Below are 14,426 nucleotides of genomic sequence, written 5' to 3'. Positions count from 1 at the left end.
GACGTACCCTCGAAGGCGTGAGCCACCCCGTTCGGTCCCTCGTCCTCGGCACCGCCGCACTCGGCGCCGCCACCGTCGCCTACGCAGCCGGGTACGAGCGCACCCGGTGGACGCTGCGCGAGGCCACCATCCCGGTGCTGGCCGAGGGCGCCCGTCCGCTGCGCGTGCTGCACATCAGCGACCTGCACATGATGCCCGGGCAGAAGTCGAAGCAGAAGTGGGTCGCCGAGCTCGACCGGCTCGACCCCGACCTGGTGGTCAACACCGGCGACAACCTCGCCCACAAGCAGGCCGTGCCCGCGGTGGTGCGCGCGCTGGAGCCGCTGCTCAACCGCCCCGGCGTGTTCGTCTTCGGCAGCAACGACTACTTCGCCCCGCGCCCGAAGAACCCGCTGCGCTACCTGTTCCCCAGCGAGAAGCGCGTGCACGGCATCTCCCTGCCCTGGCGCGACCTGCGGGCGGCCTTCATCGAGCGCGGCTGGCACGACCTCACCCACACCCGCAGCCTGCTCACCGTCGACGGCCGCCCGATCGCCTTCGCCGGGGTCGACGACCCCCACCTGCGCCGCGACCGCTACAGCGACATCGCGGGCAAGCCCGACCGCAACGCCTCCCTGCGCATGGGCGTGACCCACTCCCCCGAGCCGCGCGTCCTCGACGCCTTCGCCGAGGACGGCTACGACCTCGTCCTGGCGGGCCACACCCACGGCGGCCAGCTGCGCATCCCCGGCTACGGCGCCATCGTCACCAACTGCGACCTCGACCGCGCCCGCGCCCGCGGCGCCTCCCGCTGGGGCGCCCACATGTGGCTGCACGTCTCCGCGGGCCTGGGCACCTCCCCCTACGCCCCGGTCCGCTTCGCCTGCCCGCCCGAGGCCAGCCTGCTGACCCTCGTCCCGCGGACGACGAGCAGCTCACGGGCATCGAGGGGTGCCCGATTCGGAGCCCGTGCGAGCGTCCGCTAGACTTCCTGACGTTCCACCGGGGTGTGGCGCAGTTTGGTAGCGTGCTTCGTTCGGGACGAAGAGGTCGCAGGTTCAAATCCTGTCACCCCGACACAGGTCAGGCCCTGTCCATTGAGGACAGGGCCTGACTCGTTCCTGCGGGTGCCTGACCAGCTGCCTGCCTAAGCCGGCGAGCCGGGGAAGATGCGCAGGCAGCGGCCGGCGAGAACGGCCCAAGAGGCCGTGGACACCAGTGTCGATCAACGGCCTAGGGTTGGGCCATGCCGCAGATCACCGTCGAGTACTCCGCCGAGATCGCCGATTCCTTCGACCGCAGGGGTTTCGCGCTCGCGCTGCACCCGGTGCTCGCCGAGGTGGCCGGGACGGGGGTCGCGGGGTTCAAGACGCGGTTCGTGCCGTTGGACGACGTGGTGATCGGGGACGGTGCGCCGGGGGTGGCGATGGTGCACGTCCGGATCGGGCTGCTGTCGGGGCGGACCGGGGAGACCAAGAAGGCGGTGAGCGACGTGGCGCAGGTGGTGTTGGGCAAGCACCTGTCGCCTGCGTCCGCCGTGCAGGTGTCGGTGGAGATCGTGGACATGGACAGCGGGAGCTACACCAAGCGGGTTGTCGGGGGATGAGGAATGGCCCTGTCCTCAGTGGACAGGGCCATCGGGTCGGGCGTCGGGTCAGGGGGCGGTGGCCTGGTGCTGGACGTAGGCGGCGGCCTGGGAGGCCAGCCAGGCGTCGAGTTTCACCAGGTTGGTCTGGGGCGGGATGCGGTAGGCCTTCGCGCGGCGGGCGTCCACCACGACCGGGGTGGCGCCGGGGAGCAGGTCGAGCAGGCAGACCTGCATGAGGCGGGCGGCGGCGACGGCGGCGTCGCGGGTCAGCTCGGCCTCCTTGAGGTGGAAGAGGGCCACCTCGGTGCCCGTCCGCGTGCGGTAGCCCAGGTGCGGGGTGACGTCGACGCGCAGGCCGCCGGTCTCCAGGACCGAGTCGCCGACCGGGACGATCTCGCCGCGGGCTCGGCGCCACCAGGTGAGCAGGCCCGCGCTGGCCTCGGCGTAGGCGCGCTCCTGGCCGCTGAGCTCCAGGCCCTGCGCGGCCACGGTCAGCACCGCGGCCGGGTCGCCCGAGCCGAGGGCGACCGGGATCGCCGCCAGCAGGGGCGCGTAGTACTGGGCGCCGACGTACTCGTCGACGGGTACGCGACGGGACGTGACGATCTCCCCGCGCCTGCTCCGCGAGCCGGTCGCGTACTCGGCGAAAGTGAGCGCACCCAACGTGGCCGTCATGCTCGTTCTCCCCTCGGAATTACCCGTTCACCTGGGGAAACACTATCGCCGGGGTACGACAGAAACTGATCGCTACGCCAGCAGGTCGCGGCCGTCCTCGGTGACGGTGATGGCCAGCGCCGGGCACGATTCGGCGGCTTCGAGGATCTCCTCGTCGGGTTCGACCTCGGTGGCGGTGGCGGTGGCGGCGTAGCCGTCGAGCACGAAGTGGTCAGGGGCGGTGGCGACGCACAGGCCCGAGGCCATGCAGCGGCCCGCGCTCACATCGATCTTCCAAGTCACCGTCCCACCGTACGGCGCTCGGGCGCACACGTCATCCGCCGCGGGGCCGACTCCTGGCAGGATCGCGGGTGTGACGCACACTCATCCCGCCGCCGAGGTCCCCGACCGGCTCTTCGCCGACGACGCCGCCGACGCCCGCTGGCGGGCCCGGTTCCACGCCGCCCGTGTGACGCTGCCGGAGTGGGCGCGCGGGGCCCCCGACCGCACGGTGTACGTCTCCAACGCCAGCGGCGTGTGGGAGGTCTACGCCTGGGACCGCTCGACCGACACCCACCGCCAGGTCACCGACCGGCCCAACGGCACCCTGCACGCCGTGGTCTCCCCCGACGGCGAGCACGTGTGGTGGTTCGACGACACCGACGGCGACGAGTTCGGCGCCTGGCGCCGCGAGCCGTTCGCCGGGCGGGCGGCGGGCACCGAGGCCTCGATCGGCCTGCCGGGGGTGCCGCGGGGCTACCCGGCGGGCCTGTCGCTGGGCTCGGAGGTCCGCGCGGCGGGCGTCTCCGACGACGACGGCACCACCGTCTACCTCGTGCGCGGCGACGGCGAGGCCGAGGTGGTCTACCGCGACGAGCACGACGGCGGCGTCGCTGCGCTCTCGGAGGACGAGACGCTGCTGGCGATCGCGCACTCCGAGCACGGCGACAACCGGCACCCGGCGCTGCGCGTGCTGTCGGTGGCCGACGCCTCGACCGTGGCCGAGAAGTGGGACGGCAAGGGCAAGGGGCTCGACGGGATCGCCTTCAGCCCGGTCGCGGGCGACCAGCGGCTGCTGGTGGCCCACGAGCGCCGCGGCCGCGAGGAGCTGCTGATCTGGGACGTCGCCGCCGACACCGAGACCGAGCTGGTCATCGACCTGCCGGGAGAGGTCTCGGCGGACTGGTACCTCGACGGCACCGCCCTGCTCATCGCGCACACCCACCAGGCCCGCAACACCCTGCACCGCTACGACATCGCCGCGGGCTCACTGACCACCCTGGACACTCCACCCGGGACGATCGGCGGGGCGCACACGCGACCCGACGACACCGTCGAGTACTCCTGGTCCTCCAGCGAGGAGGCCAGCGTCGTCCGTGCCCTGTTCACCGACGCCACCGACCGCGTCCTGCTCACCCCGCCGGGCGAGCGCGCGCCCCGCTCGCTGCCGCTGGCCGACCAGTTCGTCGACACCCCGCACGGCCGGGTGCACGCCCTCGTCGCCCGCCCCGAGGGCGACGGGCCGTTCCCGACCGTGTTCAGCCTGCACGGCGGCCCGCACGCCGCCGACGAGGACCGCTTCTCGGCCTACCGGGCGATGTGGCTGGACGCCGGTTTCGCGGTCGTGCACGTGAACTACCGCGGCTCGACCGGCTACGGCAGCGCCTGGCGCGACGCCATCGAGGGCAGGCCGGGCCTGACCGAGCTGGAGGACGTCGCCGCCGTCCACGACTGGGCGGTCTCCTCGGGCCTGGCCGACCCGGCCAAGTGCGTGGTCAACGGCGCCTCCTGGGGCGGCTACCTGACGCTGCTGGCCCTCGGCACCCAGCCCGAGCGCTGGGCCGCGGGCGTCGCCGGCGTCCCCGTGGCCGACTACCTGGCCGCCTACGAGGACGAGATGGAGCCCCTGCGCGCCTTCGACCGCGCCCTCTTCGGCGGCTCCCCCGACGACGTGCACGACCGCTACGTCGAGTGCTCCCCGCTGACCTACGTCGACAAGGTCAGCGCGCCCGTGCTGGTGCTGGCGGGCGAGAACGACCCGCGCTGCCCGATCCGCCAGATCGACAACTACCTGGACCGGCTGGCCGAGCGCGGTGTGCCTTACGAGATGTACCGCTACGACGCCGGGCACGGGTCGCTGGTGGTGGCCGAGACGATCAAGCAGTCGCTGATCGAGGTCCACTTCGCGCTGCGCGCGCTGGGCCTGCGGTAGGTGCGGTAGGGCGGCCTTCGCCCGTCAGGGGCCCTGGCGGGCGAAGGCGAACTCGGCGACCTGCGCGCCGATGGTGCGCAGCGCGGCGGTGACGTGGGGGTCCGAGCAGCCGCCCGCGGCGTCGAAGGCGACCTCGGCGCTGTTGATGGACGAGCCCAGCGGGGTCGGCCAGCCGCGCAGGGCGTGCACGATCGAGCGCAGCGCGGTGAGGGTGGTGACGCTGGCCTGCCAGCCCGCGGCGGTGGAGACGCAGCCGACGGCGCGGCCGTCGAGGTACGGGCGGGGATCGGCGCGCAGGTCCTCGACGTAGTCCAGGGCGTTCTTGACCAGGCCCGACACCGTGCCGTGGTAGCCGGGCGAGACCAGGATGACGCCGTCGGCGTCGCGCAGCTCGGCGACCAGGCGGCGGGCGGTGTCGGTGCGGTCGGGGAGCTTGGGGTCGTAGAAGGGCAGGACGAGGTCTTCGCCGGAGAGGACCGTCGTCTTCGCGCCGAGGTCCGCCGCGCCCGCGAGGGCGATGCGCAGCGCTCGTTCGGACTGGGAGTCCACGCGCAGGGACCCGCCGATGCCGACCACCGATACCGTCACCCGTCCATCCTTCCACCGGTCCCCCGCACCGTACGACCTCCACCACGGTGGAGGTCCAGTCGTGTGAGACGGCTTACCGGGGGTGCTACCTGCGGGTAGCGTGCGGGGCATGTCGACGCTGATGAGCCGTGTTCCCCTCCCTGTTCAGGCGGCGTTCGCGCGCGCGGTGTTCGGGCTGCCCGCGCCGGTGAAGCGGCTGATCGCGGGCAAGCCGGTGCGCCTCGACGGGCAGGAGCTGGCGCTGGACGCGCAGCTGCTGCTGGCCCTGGACCGCCTGGCCGACCACCAGCTGGTCAAGGGGACGCCGGAGCAGGCGCGGGCGAACCTGGCGCGGGCCAAGCAGCTGGTGGCCGGCGAGCCGATCGAGCCGGTGGCGGTGCGCGAGGTCGACCTCGGGGGCGTCCCGGCGCGGTTCTACGCCCCGGAGGAGGAGACCGACGCGCTGCTCGTCTACTACCACGGCGGCGGGTGGGTGCTGGGCACTCCGGACAGCCACGACGGGACCTGCCGCTACCTGGCCCGCGAGGCCGGGGTGAAGGTGCTCTCCGTCGACTACCGCCTGGCTCCCGAGCACCGCTTCCCGGCGGCGGTGGACGACGCGGTGGCCGCCTTCCGCCACGCCCACGCCAAGGCAGCGGACTTCGGCGTCGACCCGGCGCGCATCGCCGTCGGCGGCGACAGCGCGGGCGGCAACCTGGCGGCGGTGACCTCGCTGCTGACCACCCGCGACGGCGGCCCGGCCCCGGTGTTCCAGCTGCTGTTCTACCCGGGCACCGACAACACCGTCCGCCGCCCGTCGCGCGAGCTGTTCAAGACCGGTTTCTTCCTTACCAGCGCCGACATCGACTGGTTCTGTGACCACTACGTCCCCGACGTCGCGCAGCGCGCGGACCCGCGCTTCTCGGTGCTGCTCGCCGAGGACCTGAGCGGCCTGCCGCCCGCCTACGTGGCCACCGCGGGCTTCGACCCGCTGCGCGACGAGGGCGAGGCCTTCGGCGCGAAGCTGGCCGAGGCCGGGGTGCCCGTCACCGTCCGCCGCCACCGCGACCTGATCCACGGCTACGCGACCTTCCTCGGCATCGGCACCCGCTTCCGCGAGGCCACCGCCGAGGCCGCCGGGGCGCTGCGCACCGGGCTGGCCCTGGCCCGCCGGTAACCCCCGGGAGCACATCGGGCCGAAATCGGTTGCCACGGACCGGTGGCGCGGGGTGTCATCGGGGCATGCGGCAGTACCGGGCGATGCTTGCCCTCCCCGGCGTCCGCACCCTGATGGTGCTCATGTTCTTCGCGCGCCTGCCGATGACGGCGGGACCGATGGTGCTGACGCTGCACGTGGTCGAGGGTCTCGGCCGCGGCTACGGCGCCGCGGGCCTGGTCTGGTCGGCGGCCACGATCGGCATCGCCGTGGGTGCGCCGGTGATGGGCCGCGTCGTCGACCGCTGGGGGCTGCGGCCGATGCTGGTCGTGGTCACCGCGGGCGAGGTGCTGTTCTGGCTGACGGCCCGCTACCTGCCCTTCCCCGGCATGGTCGTGGCCGCGTTCGTCGGCGGGCTGGTCACGGTGCCGGTGCAGTCGATCGGGCGGCAGGCGATCGCCGCGCTCGTGCGGCGCGAGGACCTGCGCCGCAGCGCGTACTCGGTGGACTCCATCGCCGTCGAGCTGACCTACATGATCGGGCCCGCGGCGGCGGTGGCCGTGGTGACGCAGGTGTCGCCGTCGGCGGCCATGACCGCGCTCGCCGTCGGCATCGGCGCGGTCGGGCTCGCGCTGTTCGCGGCCAACCCGAGGACCCGCGCCGAGGACGAGGAGAATCTGCCCAAGGTGCCGCGGCGGCAGTGGCTCACCGGGCCGATGCTGGGCGTGCTGGCCATCGCGGGCGGCGCGGTGTTCGTGCTCGCGGGCACCGAGGTCACCGCGCTGGCGTGGCTGCGCGAGACCGGCCAGCTGGGGTGGACCGGCGCGGTCTACGCGGCCATCTGCCTGGCCTCGGCGATCGGCGGGCTGGTGCACGGCGCGGTCAGGCGGTCGCTGTCGCAGGTCACGCTGATGGTGCTGCTCAGCGCGCTGGTGATCCCGGCCGGTCTGCTCGCCGACACGTGGTGGGTGCTGGCCCTGGCCCTGGTGCCGACCAGCCTGGCGTGCGCGCCGACGATCGCCGCGACCGGCGAGGTGGTCGCCCGCCTCGCCCCGCCCGGCAGCCGCGGCGAGGCCACCGGGTTGCAGTCCTCGGCGTTCACCCTGGGCGCGGCGGCGGGTGCGCCGGTCGCCGGGTTCGCCGTCGACCAGGCCTCGCCCGCGATGGGCTTCGCCGTGTCCGGGCTCGGCGGGCTGCTGATCGCCTTGGTCGCCTACCTGCTGACGCGGGCGAAGACGAGCGCGGGCGCCCCCGTCGTGGGGACGCCCGCGAAAGCCGCGAAAACCGTCGTTCCGGACTAGCCGACCAGCGCCTCGGCGATCTCGTAGGTGTTCAGCGCCGCACCCTTGCGGAGGTTGTCGCCGCACACGAAGAAGTCGAGGGTGTTCGGGAAGTCCAGCGCCTGGCGGACCCGGCCGACATAGGTCGGGTCCGCGCCGACGACGTCCGCCGGCGTCGGGAACCGGCCCGCCGCCGGGTCGTCCACCAGGACCACCGACGGCTCGGCCTCGAAGATCTTGTGCGCCTCGGCCACCGTCACCGGCCGCTCGAAGGTCGCGTGCACCGTCAGCGAGTGGGTGGTGACCACGGGGACGCGCACGCAGGTCGCGGACACCTTCAGGTCCGGGATGCCCAGGATCTTGCGGGACTCGTTGCGGACCTTGAGCTCCTCGCTGGCCCAGCCGTCCTCCTTGAGCGAGCCCGCCCACGGCACGACGTTGAACACCAGCGGAGCCGGGAACGGCGAGTCCTCGCCCAGCCCGGCCGCGGTGATCGCCTGGCGGACGTCGCCTGCCACCTCGCCGACGGCCTTGCCCGCCACCGCGGCGGCCTCGGCGTAGAGCCGGTCGACGCCTTCCTGGCCCGCGCCGGAGGCCGCCTGGTAGGAGGCGACGACCAGCTCGCGCAGGCCGTACTGGTGGTGCAGGGCGCCGAGCGCGGCCATCATCGACAGCGTCGTGCAGTTCGGGTTGGCGATGATGCCGCGCGGCCGCTCGGCGATCTTGTCCCGGTTGACCTCGGGCACCACCAGCGGCACGTCGTCGTCCATCCGGAACGCGCCGGAGTTGTCGACGGCGACCGCGCCGCGCGCGGCGGCGATCGGGGCCCACTCGGCCGAGACTGCGTCGGGGACGTCGAACATCGCCACGTCCACCCCGTCGAAGACCTCGGGGGCCAGCGCGAGCACGGTCAGCTCCTCGCCGCGCACGGTGATCTTCTTGCCCGCCGAGCGCGGCGAGGCGATCAGCCGGACCTCGCCCCACGGCCAGGTCTCGCGGCTGTTCATGATGTCGACCATGACCGTGCCCACGGCGCCGGTCGCGCCCACCAGGGCCAGCGTGGGGGCCATCAGCGACCACTCCCCGCGTACACCACGGCCTCTTCGTCGCCACCGAGGTCGAAGGCGGTGTGGATCGCCTTCACCGCGTCGTCGAGCTGGGTGTCGCGGATCAGCACCGAGATGCGGATCTCCGAGGTGTTGATGATCTCGATGTTGACCCCGGCCTCGGCCAGCGCCTCGCAGAAGGTGGCCGTGACGCCCGGGTGCGAGCGCATGCCCGCCCCGACCAGCGACACCTTGCCGACGTGGTCGTCGTAGAGCACCGGGCCGAAGCCCAGCCCGCCGCGGATCTTCTCCAGCGAGGCGACGGCCGCCGGGCCGTTGCTCTTGGAGAGGGTGAAGGTGATGTCGGTCTTGCCGGAGTCGGTGCTGGAGACGTTCTGCAGCACCATGTCGATGTCGATCTCCGCGTCCGCGATGGTGCGGAAGATCCGCGCCGCCACGCCCGCCTGGTCGGGCACGCCCGTCACCGTGACCTTGGCCTCCGACCGGTCGTGCGCGACGCCGGTGATCATCGCCTGTTCCACGTTCAAGTCCTCCACTGAGCCGGACACGATGGTCCCTGGCTTGGTGCTGTACGACGAGCGGACGTGGATGCGCACGCCGTAGCGGCGGCCGTACTCCACGCAGCGCAGCATGAGCACCTTGGCCCCGCTGGCCGCCATCTCCAGCATCTCCTCGTAGGTGACGGCGTCGAGCTTGCGCGCGTCGGGCACGATCCGCGGATCGGCCGAGTAGACGCCGTCGACGTCGGTGTAGATCTCGCACACGTCGGCCTTGAGGGCCGCGGCCAGGGCCACCGCGGTGGTGTCCGAGCCGCCCCTGCCGAGCGTGGTGATGTCCTTGGTGTCCTGGCTGACGCCCTGGAACCCGGCGACGAGGACGATCTTGCCCTCGTCGAGGGCGGTCCGGACCCGGCCGGGCGTGACGTCGATGATGCGCGCGTTGCCGTGCGCCGACGTGGTGATCACGCCCGCCTGCGAGCCGGAGAACGACCGTGCCTCGGCGCCGAGCGCGCTGATCGCCATCGCCACCAGCGAATTGGAGATGCGCTCGCCGGCGGTGAGCAGCATGTCCATCTCGCGCTCGGGGGGAACCGGGTTGACCTGCTTGGCCAGGTCGAGCAGCTCGTCGGTCGTGTCGCCCATGGCGGAGCAGACGACGACGACGTCGTGCCCCGCTTTCCGGGTCGCCACGATCCGCTCGGCCACCCGTTTGATCCGATCGGCGTTCTCCAGCGAGGAACCACCGTACTTCTGGACGACGAGCGCCACTGGCTGCAACCTCCTCAAGCCGCGCGGGGCGGGAGGCAGCACGGTCCACGTGCGGGACGGCCGCCGTCCCTATCGAGGCAGAAGCGTACCGGTCACCGCGTCCGGCACCGCCGCGCTCTGTGGTGTCCGCCACTGCGTGAACTGCGATGATCGGAGCCACTAGGCTCAATGGCCGATCCAGGGAAGGGGCCCATGACCGCGACCGAGGTGGCACCGGCGCCGTCCGTCACCGCGGCGGAGGAGGCGCCGAGCCGCAGACGCCGGGTGCTGCGCGCGCTGCTGCCTGCCGCGCTGTTCCTCGGCGTGCGCCAGGTCGGGATCATCGTGCTGAACCTGATGGCCGCGACCAACGACACCACCGCGGGCGCGGCGCTGCGCTCCTGGGACGGGCAGTGGTTCCTGGCGATCGCCGCGGGCGGCTACGACGGTGTCCCGCCCGGACTGGTCGACGCCTTCGGCAACCGCACGGCCGAGACCCCGCTGGCGTTCTTCCCCGGCTACCCGACGGTCGTCGGCTGGCTCTACGACCTGGGCTTCCCGCTGGTCGCCTCGGCGATCGCGGTCACGATCGGGTGCGGTGTGCTGTGCTCCTACGGGCTGGTGCGCCTCGGCGCGCTGGTGCGCGGCGGGTCGCGGCGGACCGGGCTGGTGCTGGTGGTGCTCTTCGCCGCGGCGCCGATGTCGGTGGTGCTGTCCATGGCGTACTCGGAGGCGATGTTCTGCGCCGCGGCGGTGTGGGCGCTGGTGTTCGTGCTGGAGCGCGACTGGGTGGCCGCGGGCCTGGCCACGGCCGCGGCGGGCCTGGTCCGGCCGACGGCGGTGGCGCTGGTGCTGGCTGTCGGGCTGGCCGCGCTGGTCGCGGTGCTGAGCCGCCGCGACGGATGGCGGCCGTGGGTGGGCGGCGCGCTCGCCCCGGTCGGGCTCTTGGGCTACCTGGCCTGGGTGGGGTCGCGCACCGGCGAGTGGAACGGCTGGTTCACCCTGCAGAGCGAGGGCTGGGACTCGGAGTTCGACGGCGGCGCGGCCACCGTGAGGTTCAGCCTCCAGGTGCTCGGCGACGCCCGCTCGGTGCTGGAGGTGACCACCGTCGGGCTCATCCTCGGGGCGCTGGCGCTGCTGGTCGTGGCGTGGCGGCGGCGGCTGGAGTGGCCGCTGCTGGTGTACGCGGTCGGGGTGCTGGCGATGGACCTGTTCTCCAACGGGCTGATGAACTCCAAGGCCCGGCTCATGGTGCCCGCGATGACACTGCTGGTCCCGGTGGCCATCGCGCTGGCCCGCCGCAAGACCTCTACGGTGGTCGTCGTCCTCTGCGGACTCGCCCTGTTCAGCTCCTGGTTCGGGGCCTACTCGATCACTGCGTGGGGTTATGCGATCTGATCAGCCCGATCTTGCTTCCACCATCCCGCACCCGCTCATCGCCGAGCGGTGGAGCCCGCGGGCCTTCGACCCGGACGGCGCCGTCACCCCCGACGCGCTCGCCCGGATGGTGGAGGCCGCGCGCTGGGCTCCGTCCTACGGCAACACCCAGCCCGCCCGCTACCTCGTCGGCCCGCGCGGCACCGACACCTTCGACCGCGTCCTGGACCGGCTCAACGCCGGGAACCGGGTGTGGGCGCACCGGGCCGGTGCGCTGCTGGTGGCCTGCGCGCAGACCCGCAACGACAAGGGCGAGGTCCCCTACGCCGAGTACGGCGTCGGGCTGGCGACGGAGAACCTGGTGCTCCAGGCCGTCGCCGAAGGCCTGGTCGCCCACCAGATGGCCGGGTTCGACCGGGACGGGGTCAGCGCCGAGTTCGGGCTGCCGGAGAGCGTGCGTCCCCTGGTGGCCATCGCCGTCGGCGTGCTCGGCTCGCCGGAGCTGCTGGAGCCGGAGAAGCGCGAGCGGGAAACCGCGCCGAGGCGGCGGATCGCGGCCGAGGAGCTGGCCTTCACCGGGACCTGGGGGACGCCGTACCTCAGCCCAGGCGGCGGATGAGCTTCGCGGCCACAGAGGACACCACGAGCCAGAAGACGGCGGCGATGCTGTAGTTGATGAGCACCCCGAGCTTGACGTCCTCGGGGGTGAACAGGCTCTTGAACGCCAGCGACAGCGGCTCGGCCGCGCCGCGGAAGAACGCCGTGATCGCGTTGTCCGGGTTGGCGTTGCCCATGTAGAGCACCACGTGCACGACGAGCACGAGCGCGATGAGCAGGCCTACCCAGCGGACGATCCCGGCCAGGACGCCGACAGCGCGTGCGCGGACGGCATCCTGGCCGGAGTCGGTTCGAGCCATGCCCGAGAGTGTGTCACTAGCGGACAAGGCGCGCGATGAGGCCGGTGACCACGAGCCAGAACACCGCGGCCAGGCCGTAGTTGACCAGGACGTTCAGGCTGTCGTTGGCGATGGGGAAGAGACCGGGGAAGAACAGGGCGAGTGGCTTCGCGAGGGACGCCACGAACTGCACGAACGCGTTGCCGGCGTTCGCACCGAGGATGACCAGCAGGATGTAGACGACCTCGATCAGAGCGAAGAGGGCTCCGACGCCGGTGATGATCCGGGCGGCGGACGACCCTCGGCTCCGCGAGGCATACCAGCGAGTAGTAGCCATGCCGGGAAAGTGCCCCCGACCTGCGAAAGCCTAACTGCTCCGAACGGCGCAACCTTGATCGCGGGCCCACCATGTGGACGGCGTTTGGTGTTACCCGCGGGAACGTGGCTACCCTTGCGCCGTGGTTCGCACTCTCCTGCTTCGCTGCCGCGACGGGGCCTGACCCAGGCCGGCTCCCCGTCGCGGAGTTCGGCGTCGCCGCCGGTCGCCGTCCGTTGACCGACCGCAGGAGCCACCCCGAATGAGTGACAGCTTCACCCCCGCCACGAGCCGCATCCGCAAGCCCGCCAGGGTCGCGCCCGCCGATCAGGCCGCGTGGAACCGCCAGCGCGGCAGCGCGATGCCCCACCACCGCTACAAGCCCTTCCACGAGCTGGTGGAACCGGTATCCCTGCCTGACCGCACGTGGCCGGACAACCGCATCACCCGCGCGCCCCTGTGGTGCGCGGTGGACCTGCGCGACGGCAACCAGGCGCTGATCGACCCCATGTCGCCCGCCCGCAAGCGCCGCATGTTCGAGCTGCTGGTGCGCATGGGCTACAAGGAGATCGAGGTCGGCTTCCCCGCGGCCAGCCAGACCGACTTCGACTTCGTCCGCGAGATCATCACCGAGGACGCCGTCCCCGAGGACGTGCGCGTGCAGGTGCTGACCCAGGCCCGCCCCGAGCTGATCGAGCGGACCTTCGAGGCGCTGGAGGGCGCCCACAGCGCCGTCGTGCACCTCTACAACTCGACGTCGATCCTGCAGCGGCGGGTGGTGTTCCGCCAGGACCGCGCGGGCATCAAGAAGATCGCCACCGACGGCGCCGAGACCGTGCTGGCCTTCGCCGAGAAGCACGGCGACACCGACTTCCGCTTCGAGTACTCCCCCGAGTCCTACACCGGCACCGAGCTGTCCTACGCCGCCGAGGTGTGCAACGCCGTCACCGGCATCTGGAGCGCGTCAGCCGACCGGCCGGTGATCATCAACCTGCCCGCGACGGTCGAGATGGCCACGCCGAACGTCTACGCCGACTCCATCGAGTGGATGAGCCGCAACCTCGACAACCGCGAGGCCGTCATCCTGTCGCTGCACCCGCACAACGACCGCGGCACCGGCGTGGCCGCCGCCGAGCTGGGCTACCAGGCGGGCGCCGACCGCATCGAGGGCTGCCTGTTCGGCAACGGCGAGCGCACCGGCAACGTCGACCTGGTCACCCTGGGCATGAACCTGTTCAGCCAGGGCATCGACCCGCAGATCGACTTCTCCGACATCGACGAGATCCGCCGCACGGTCGAGTACTGCAACCAGCTGCCGGTCGCCGAGCGCCACCCGTGGGGCGGCGACCTGGTGTTCACCGCGTTCTCCGGCAGCCACCAGGACGCCATCAACAAGGGCTTCGACGCCCTGCGCGCCGCCGCGGCCGAGGCCGACGTGCCGGTGGACGAGTTCCCCTGGGAGGTCCCGTACCTGCCCATCGACCCCAAGGACGTCGGGCGCACCTACGAGGCCGTCATCCGGGTCAACTCGCAGTCCGGCAAGGGCGGCGTGGCCTACGTGATGAAGACCGAGCACCAGCTGGCCCTGCCGCGCCGGCTGCAGATCGAGTTCTCCCAGGTCGTGCAGGCGGTGACCGACAGCGAGGGCGGCGAGATCTCGCCGAAGGAGATGTGGGACATCTTCTCCGGCGAGTACCTCGACCGGGTGACCCCGCTGCGCCTGCGCCGCAACCGCGTCTCCGACGACGGCGAGGGCGTCGACCAGATCACCGCCCACGTCGACGTCGAGGGCGACCCGCACGAGGTCGTCGGCAGCGGCAACGGCCCGATCGCGGCGTTCGTGGACGGCCTGGCCAGCGTCGGCTACGACGTCCGCGTCCTGGACTACTCCGAGCACGCCCTCACCTCCGGCGACGACGCCCGCGCCGCGGCCTACGTCGAGTGCGCCATCGGCAACCAGATCCTGTGGGGGGTCGGCGTGGACAGCTCCATCGTCACCGCCTCCCTGCGGGCGGTGGTCTCCGCGGTGAACCGCGCGCACAAGTAACCCGGAACGCGAGAAGGCCCGGACCAGCTCGTGGTCCGGG

15 protein-coding genes and 1 tRNA gene are annotated in these 14,426 nt (G+C 72.4%); 9 read left to right on the top strand and 7 right to left on the bottom strand.

The genetic code is table 11. The annotated features are described in order from the left end of the window. Positions 1–17 precede the first annotated feature (17 nt). The 3 genes from ACFPM7_RS27360 to ACFPM7_RS27350 all read left to right on the top strand — a co-directional run bounded on the left by ACFPM7_RS27360 (position 18) and on the right by ACFPM7_RS27350 (position 1,585). Positions 18–965 (top strand): metallophosphoesterase, encoded by a 948-nt coding sequence (locus tag ACFPM7_RS27360; RefSeq protein WP_378250674.1) that lies wholly within the window; start codon positions 18–20, stop codon positions 963–965. A 17-nt stretch (positions 966–982) separates the two neighbouring features. Continuing rightward, positions 983–1,056 (top strand) — tRNA-Pro (locus ACFPM7_RS27355). Positions 1,057–1,225: 169 nt separating this feature from the next. After that, positions 1,226–1,585, top strand: coding sequence for a 5-carboxymethyl-2-hydroxymuconate Delta-isomerase (locus ACFPM7_RS27350; protein ID WP_378250673.1), 360 nt, complete (start codon positions 1,226–1,228; stop codon positions 1,583–1,585). 48 nt (positions 1,586–1,633) lie between these two features. Here the strand turns inward: ACFPM7_RS27350 and ACFPM7_RS27345 are convergent, their stop codons facing one another. Together ACFPM7_RS27345 and ACFPM7_RS27340 are read right to left on the bottom strand one after the other, a co-directional pair. Further along, positions 1,634–2,242 carry a hypothetical protein gene (locus ACFPM7_RS27345; protein ID WP_378250672.1) on the bottom strand — a complete coding sequence of 203 codons (609 nt, stop codon included), beginning with the start codon at positions 2,240–2,242 and terminating at the stop codon, positions 1,634–1,636. 72 nt (positions 2,243–2,314) lie between these two features. Then, positions 2,315–2,524 carry a ferredoxin gene (locus ACFPM7_RS27340; protein WP_378250671.1) on the bottom strand — a complete coding sequence of 70 codons (210 nt, stop codon included), beginning with the start codon at positions 2,522–2,524 and terminating at the stop codon, positions 2,315–2,317. Positions 2,525–2,594: 70 nt separating this feature from the next. Here ACFPM7_RS27340 and ACFPM7_RS27335 point away from each other — a divergent pair, with 70 nt between their 5' ends. After that, positions 2,595–4,433, top strand: a complete 1,839-nt coding sequence (locus ACFPM7_RS27335; protein ID WP_378250670.1) for a S9 family peptidase — start codon at positions 2,595–2,597, stop codon at positions 4,431–4,433. A gap of 24 nt (positions 4,434–4,457) precedes the next feature. Here the strand turns inward: ACFPM7_RS27335 and ACFPM7_RS27330 are convergent, their stop codons facing one another. Further along, complete coding sequence (locus tag ACFPM7_RS27330) at positions 4,458–5,021, bottom strand: NADPH-dependent FMN reductase (protein WP_378250669.1); 564 nt, start codon at positions 5,019–5,021, stop codon at positions 4,458–4,460. A gap of 109 nt (positions 5,022–5,130) precedes the next feature. On the opposite strand from ACFPM7_RS27330, the gene ACFPM7_RS27325 reads away from it, so the two are divergent. Continuing rightward, positions 5,131–6,177: an alpha/beta hydrolase gene (locus ACFPM7_RS27325; protein ID WP_378250668.1), complete on the top strand. Its 1,047-nt coding sequence runs from the start codon at positions 5,131–5,133 to the stop codon at positions 6,175–6,177. 65 nt (positions 6,178–6,242) lie between these two features. After that, positions 6,243–7,457 (top strand): MFS transporter, encoded by a 1,215-nt coding sequence (locus ACFPM7_RS27320; protein WP_378250667.1) that lies wholly within the window; start codon positions 6,243–6,245, stop codon positions 7,455–7,457. Here ACFPM7_RS27320 and ACFPM7_RS27315 read toward each other — a convergent pair. Both ACFPM7_RS27315 and ACFPM7_RS27310 read right to left on the bottom strand, forming a co-directional pair. Continuing rightward, complete coding sequence (locus tag ACFPM7_RS27315; RefSeq protein WP_378250666.1) at positions 7,454–8,506, bottom strand: aspartate-semialdehyde dehydrogenase; 1,053 nt, start codon at positions 8,504–8,506, stop codon at positions 7,454–7,456. The two genes, ACFPM7_RS27320 and ACFPM7_RS27315, sit on opposite strands and share 4 nt — an antisense overlap. After that, positions 8,506–9,771 (bottom strand): aspartate kinase, encoded by a 1,266-nt coding sequence (locus ACFPM7_RS27310; RefSeq protein ID WP_378250665.1) that lies wholly within the window; start codon positions 9,769–9,771, stop codon positions 8,506–8,508. Before ACFPM7_RS27310 ends, ACFPM7_RS27315 begins: the two co-directional genes overlap by 1 nt. A gap of 192 nt (positions 9,772–9,963) precedes the next feature. On the opposite strand from ACFPM7_RS27310, the gene ACFPM7_RS27305 reads away from it, so the two are divergent. Continuing rightward, the gene (locus ACFPM7_RS27305; RefSeq protein ID WP_378250664.1) at positions 9,964–11,148 is read left to right on the top strand and encodes a hypothetical protein; all 1,185 of its coding nucleotides are present in this window, start codon (positions 9,964–9,966) and stop codon (positions 11,146–11,148) included. After that, positions 11,138–11,746: a nitroreductase family protein gene (locus ACFPM7_RS27300; RefSeq protein ID WP_378250663.1), complete on the top strand. Its 609-nt coding sequence runs from the start codon at positions 11,138–11,140 to the stop codon at positions 11,744–11,746. Before ACFPM7_RS27305 ends, ACFPM7_RS27300 begins: the two co-directional genes overlap by 11 nt. Here ACFPM7_RS27300 and ACFPM7_RS27295 read toward each other — a convergent pair. Both ACFPM7_RS27295 and ACFPM7_RS27290 read right to left on the bottom strand, forming a co-directional pair. Beyond that, positions 11,727–12,044 carry a hypothetical protein gene (locus tag ACFPM7_RS27295; RefSeq protein ID WP_378250662.1) on the bottom strand — a complete coding sequence of 106 codons (318 nt, stop codon included), beginning with the start codon at positions 12,042–12,044 and terminating at the stop codon, positions 11,727–11,729. The two genes, ACFPM7_RS27300 and ACFPM7_RS27295, sit on opposite strands and share 20 nt — an antisense overlap. Positions 12,045–12,060: 16 nt before the next feature. Continuing rightward, a complete protein-coding gene (locus tag ACFPM7_RS27290; RefSeq protein WP_378250661.1) occupies positions 12,061–12,360 on the bottom strand; it encodes a hypothetical protein in 300 nt (99 codons plus the stop codon). Between the two features lie 241 nt (positions 12,361–12,601). Between ACFPM7_RS27290 and leuA the strand changes: the two genes are divergently transcribed. Next, positions 12,602–14,386: a 2-isopropylmalate synthase gene (gene leuA / locus ACFPM7_RS27285; RefSeq protein ID WP_378250660.1), complete on the top strand. Its 1,785-nt coding sequence runs from the start codon at positions 12,602–12,604 to the stop codon at positions 14,384–14,386. Positions 14,387–14,426: the final 40 nt, after the last annotated feature.

This window comes from Actinokineospora guangxiensis (genome assembly GCF_042657845.1).
Taxonomy (GTDB): Bacteria; Actinomycetota; Actinomycetes; order Mycobacteriales; family Pseudonocardiaceae; genus Actinokineospora; species Actinokineospora guangxiensis.
This window is presented reverse-complemented; position numbering and strand designations above follow the sequence as displayed.

What these genes read in the sequence shown, in the direction of transcription:
- ACFPM7_RS27290 (WP_378250661.1), bottom strand. Translation starts at nt 12,360, where the DNA reads ATGGCTACTACTCGCTGGTATGCCTCGCGGAGCCGAGGGTCGTCCGCC.
- ACFPM7_RS27345 (WP_378250672.1), bottom strand. Translation starts at nt 2,242, where the DNA reads ATGACGGCCACGTTGGGTGCGCTCACTTTCGCCGAGTACGCGACCGGC.
- ACFPM7_RS27295 (WP_378250662.1), bottom strand. Translation starts at nt 12,044, where the DNA reads ATGGCTCGAACCGACTCCGGCCAGGATGCCGTCCGCGCACGCGCTGTC.
- leuA (WP_378250660.1), top strand. Translation starts at nt 12,602, where the DNA reads ATGAGTGACAGCTTCACCCCCGCCACGAGCCGCATCCGCAAGCCCGCC.
- ACFPM7_RS27300 (WP_378250663.1), top strand. Translation starts at nt 11,138, where the DNA reads ATGCGATCTGATCAGCCCGATCTTGCTTCCACCATCCCGCACCCGCTC.
- ACFPM7_RS27320 (WP_378250667.1), top strand. Translation starts at nt 6,243, where the DNA reads ATGCGGCAGTACCGGGCGATGCTTGCCCTCCCCGGCGTCCGCACCCTG.
- ACFPM7_RS27325 (WP_378250668.1), top strand. Translation starts at nt 5,131, where the DNA reads ATGTCGACGCTGATGAGCCGTGTTCCCCTCCCTGTTCAGGCGGCGTTC.
- ACFPM7_RS27315 (WP_378250666.1), bottom strand. Translation starts at nt 8,506, where the DNA reads ATGGCCCCCACGCTGGCCCTGGTGGGCGCGACCGGCGCCGTGGGCACG.
- ACFPM7_RS27350 (WP_378250673.1), top strand. Translation starts at nt 1,226, where the DNA reads ATGCCGCAGATCACCGTCGAGTACTCCGCCGAGATCGCCGATTCCTTC.
- ACFPM7_RS27305 (WP_378250664.1), top strand. Translation starts at nt 9,964, where the DNA reads ATGACCGCGACCGAGGTGGCACCGGCGCCGTCCGTCACCGCGGCGGAG.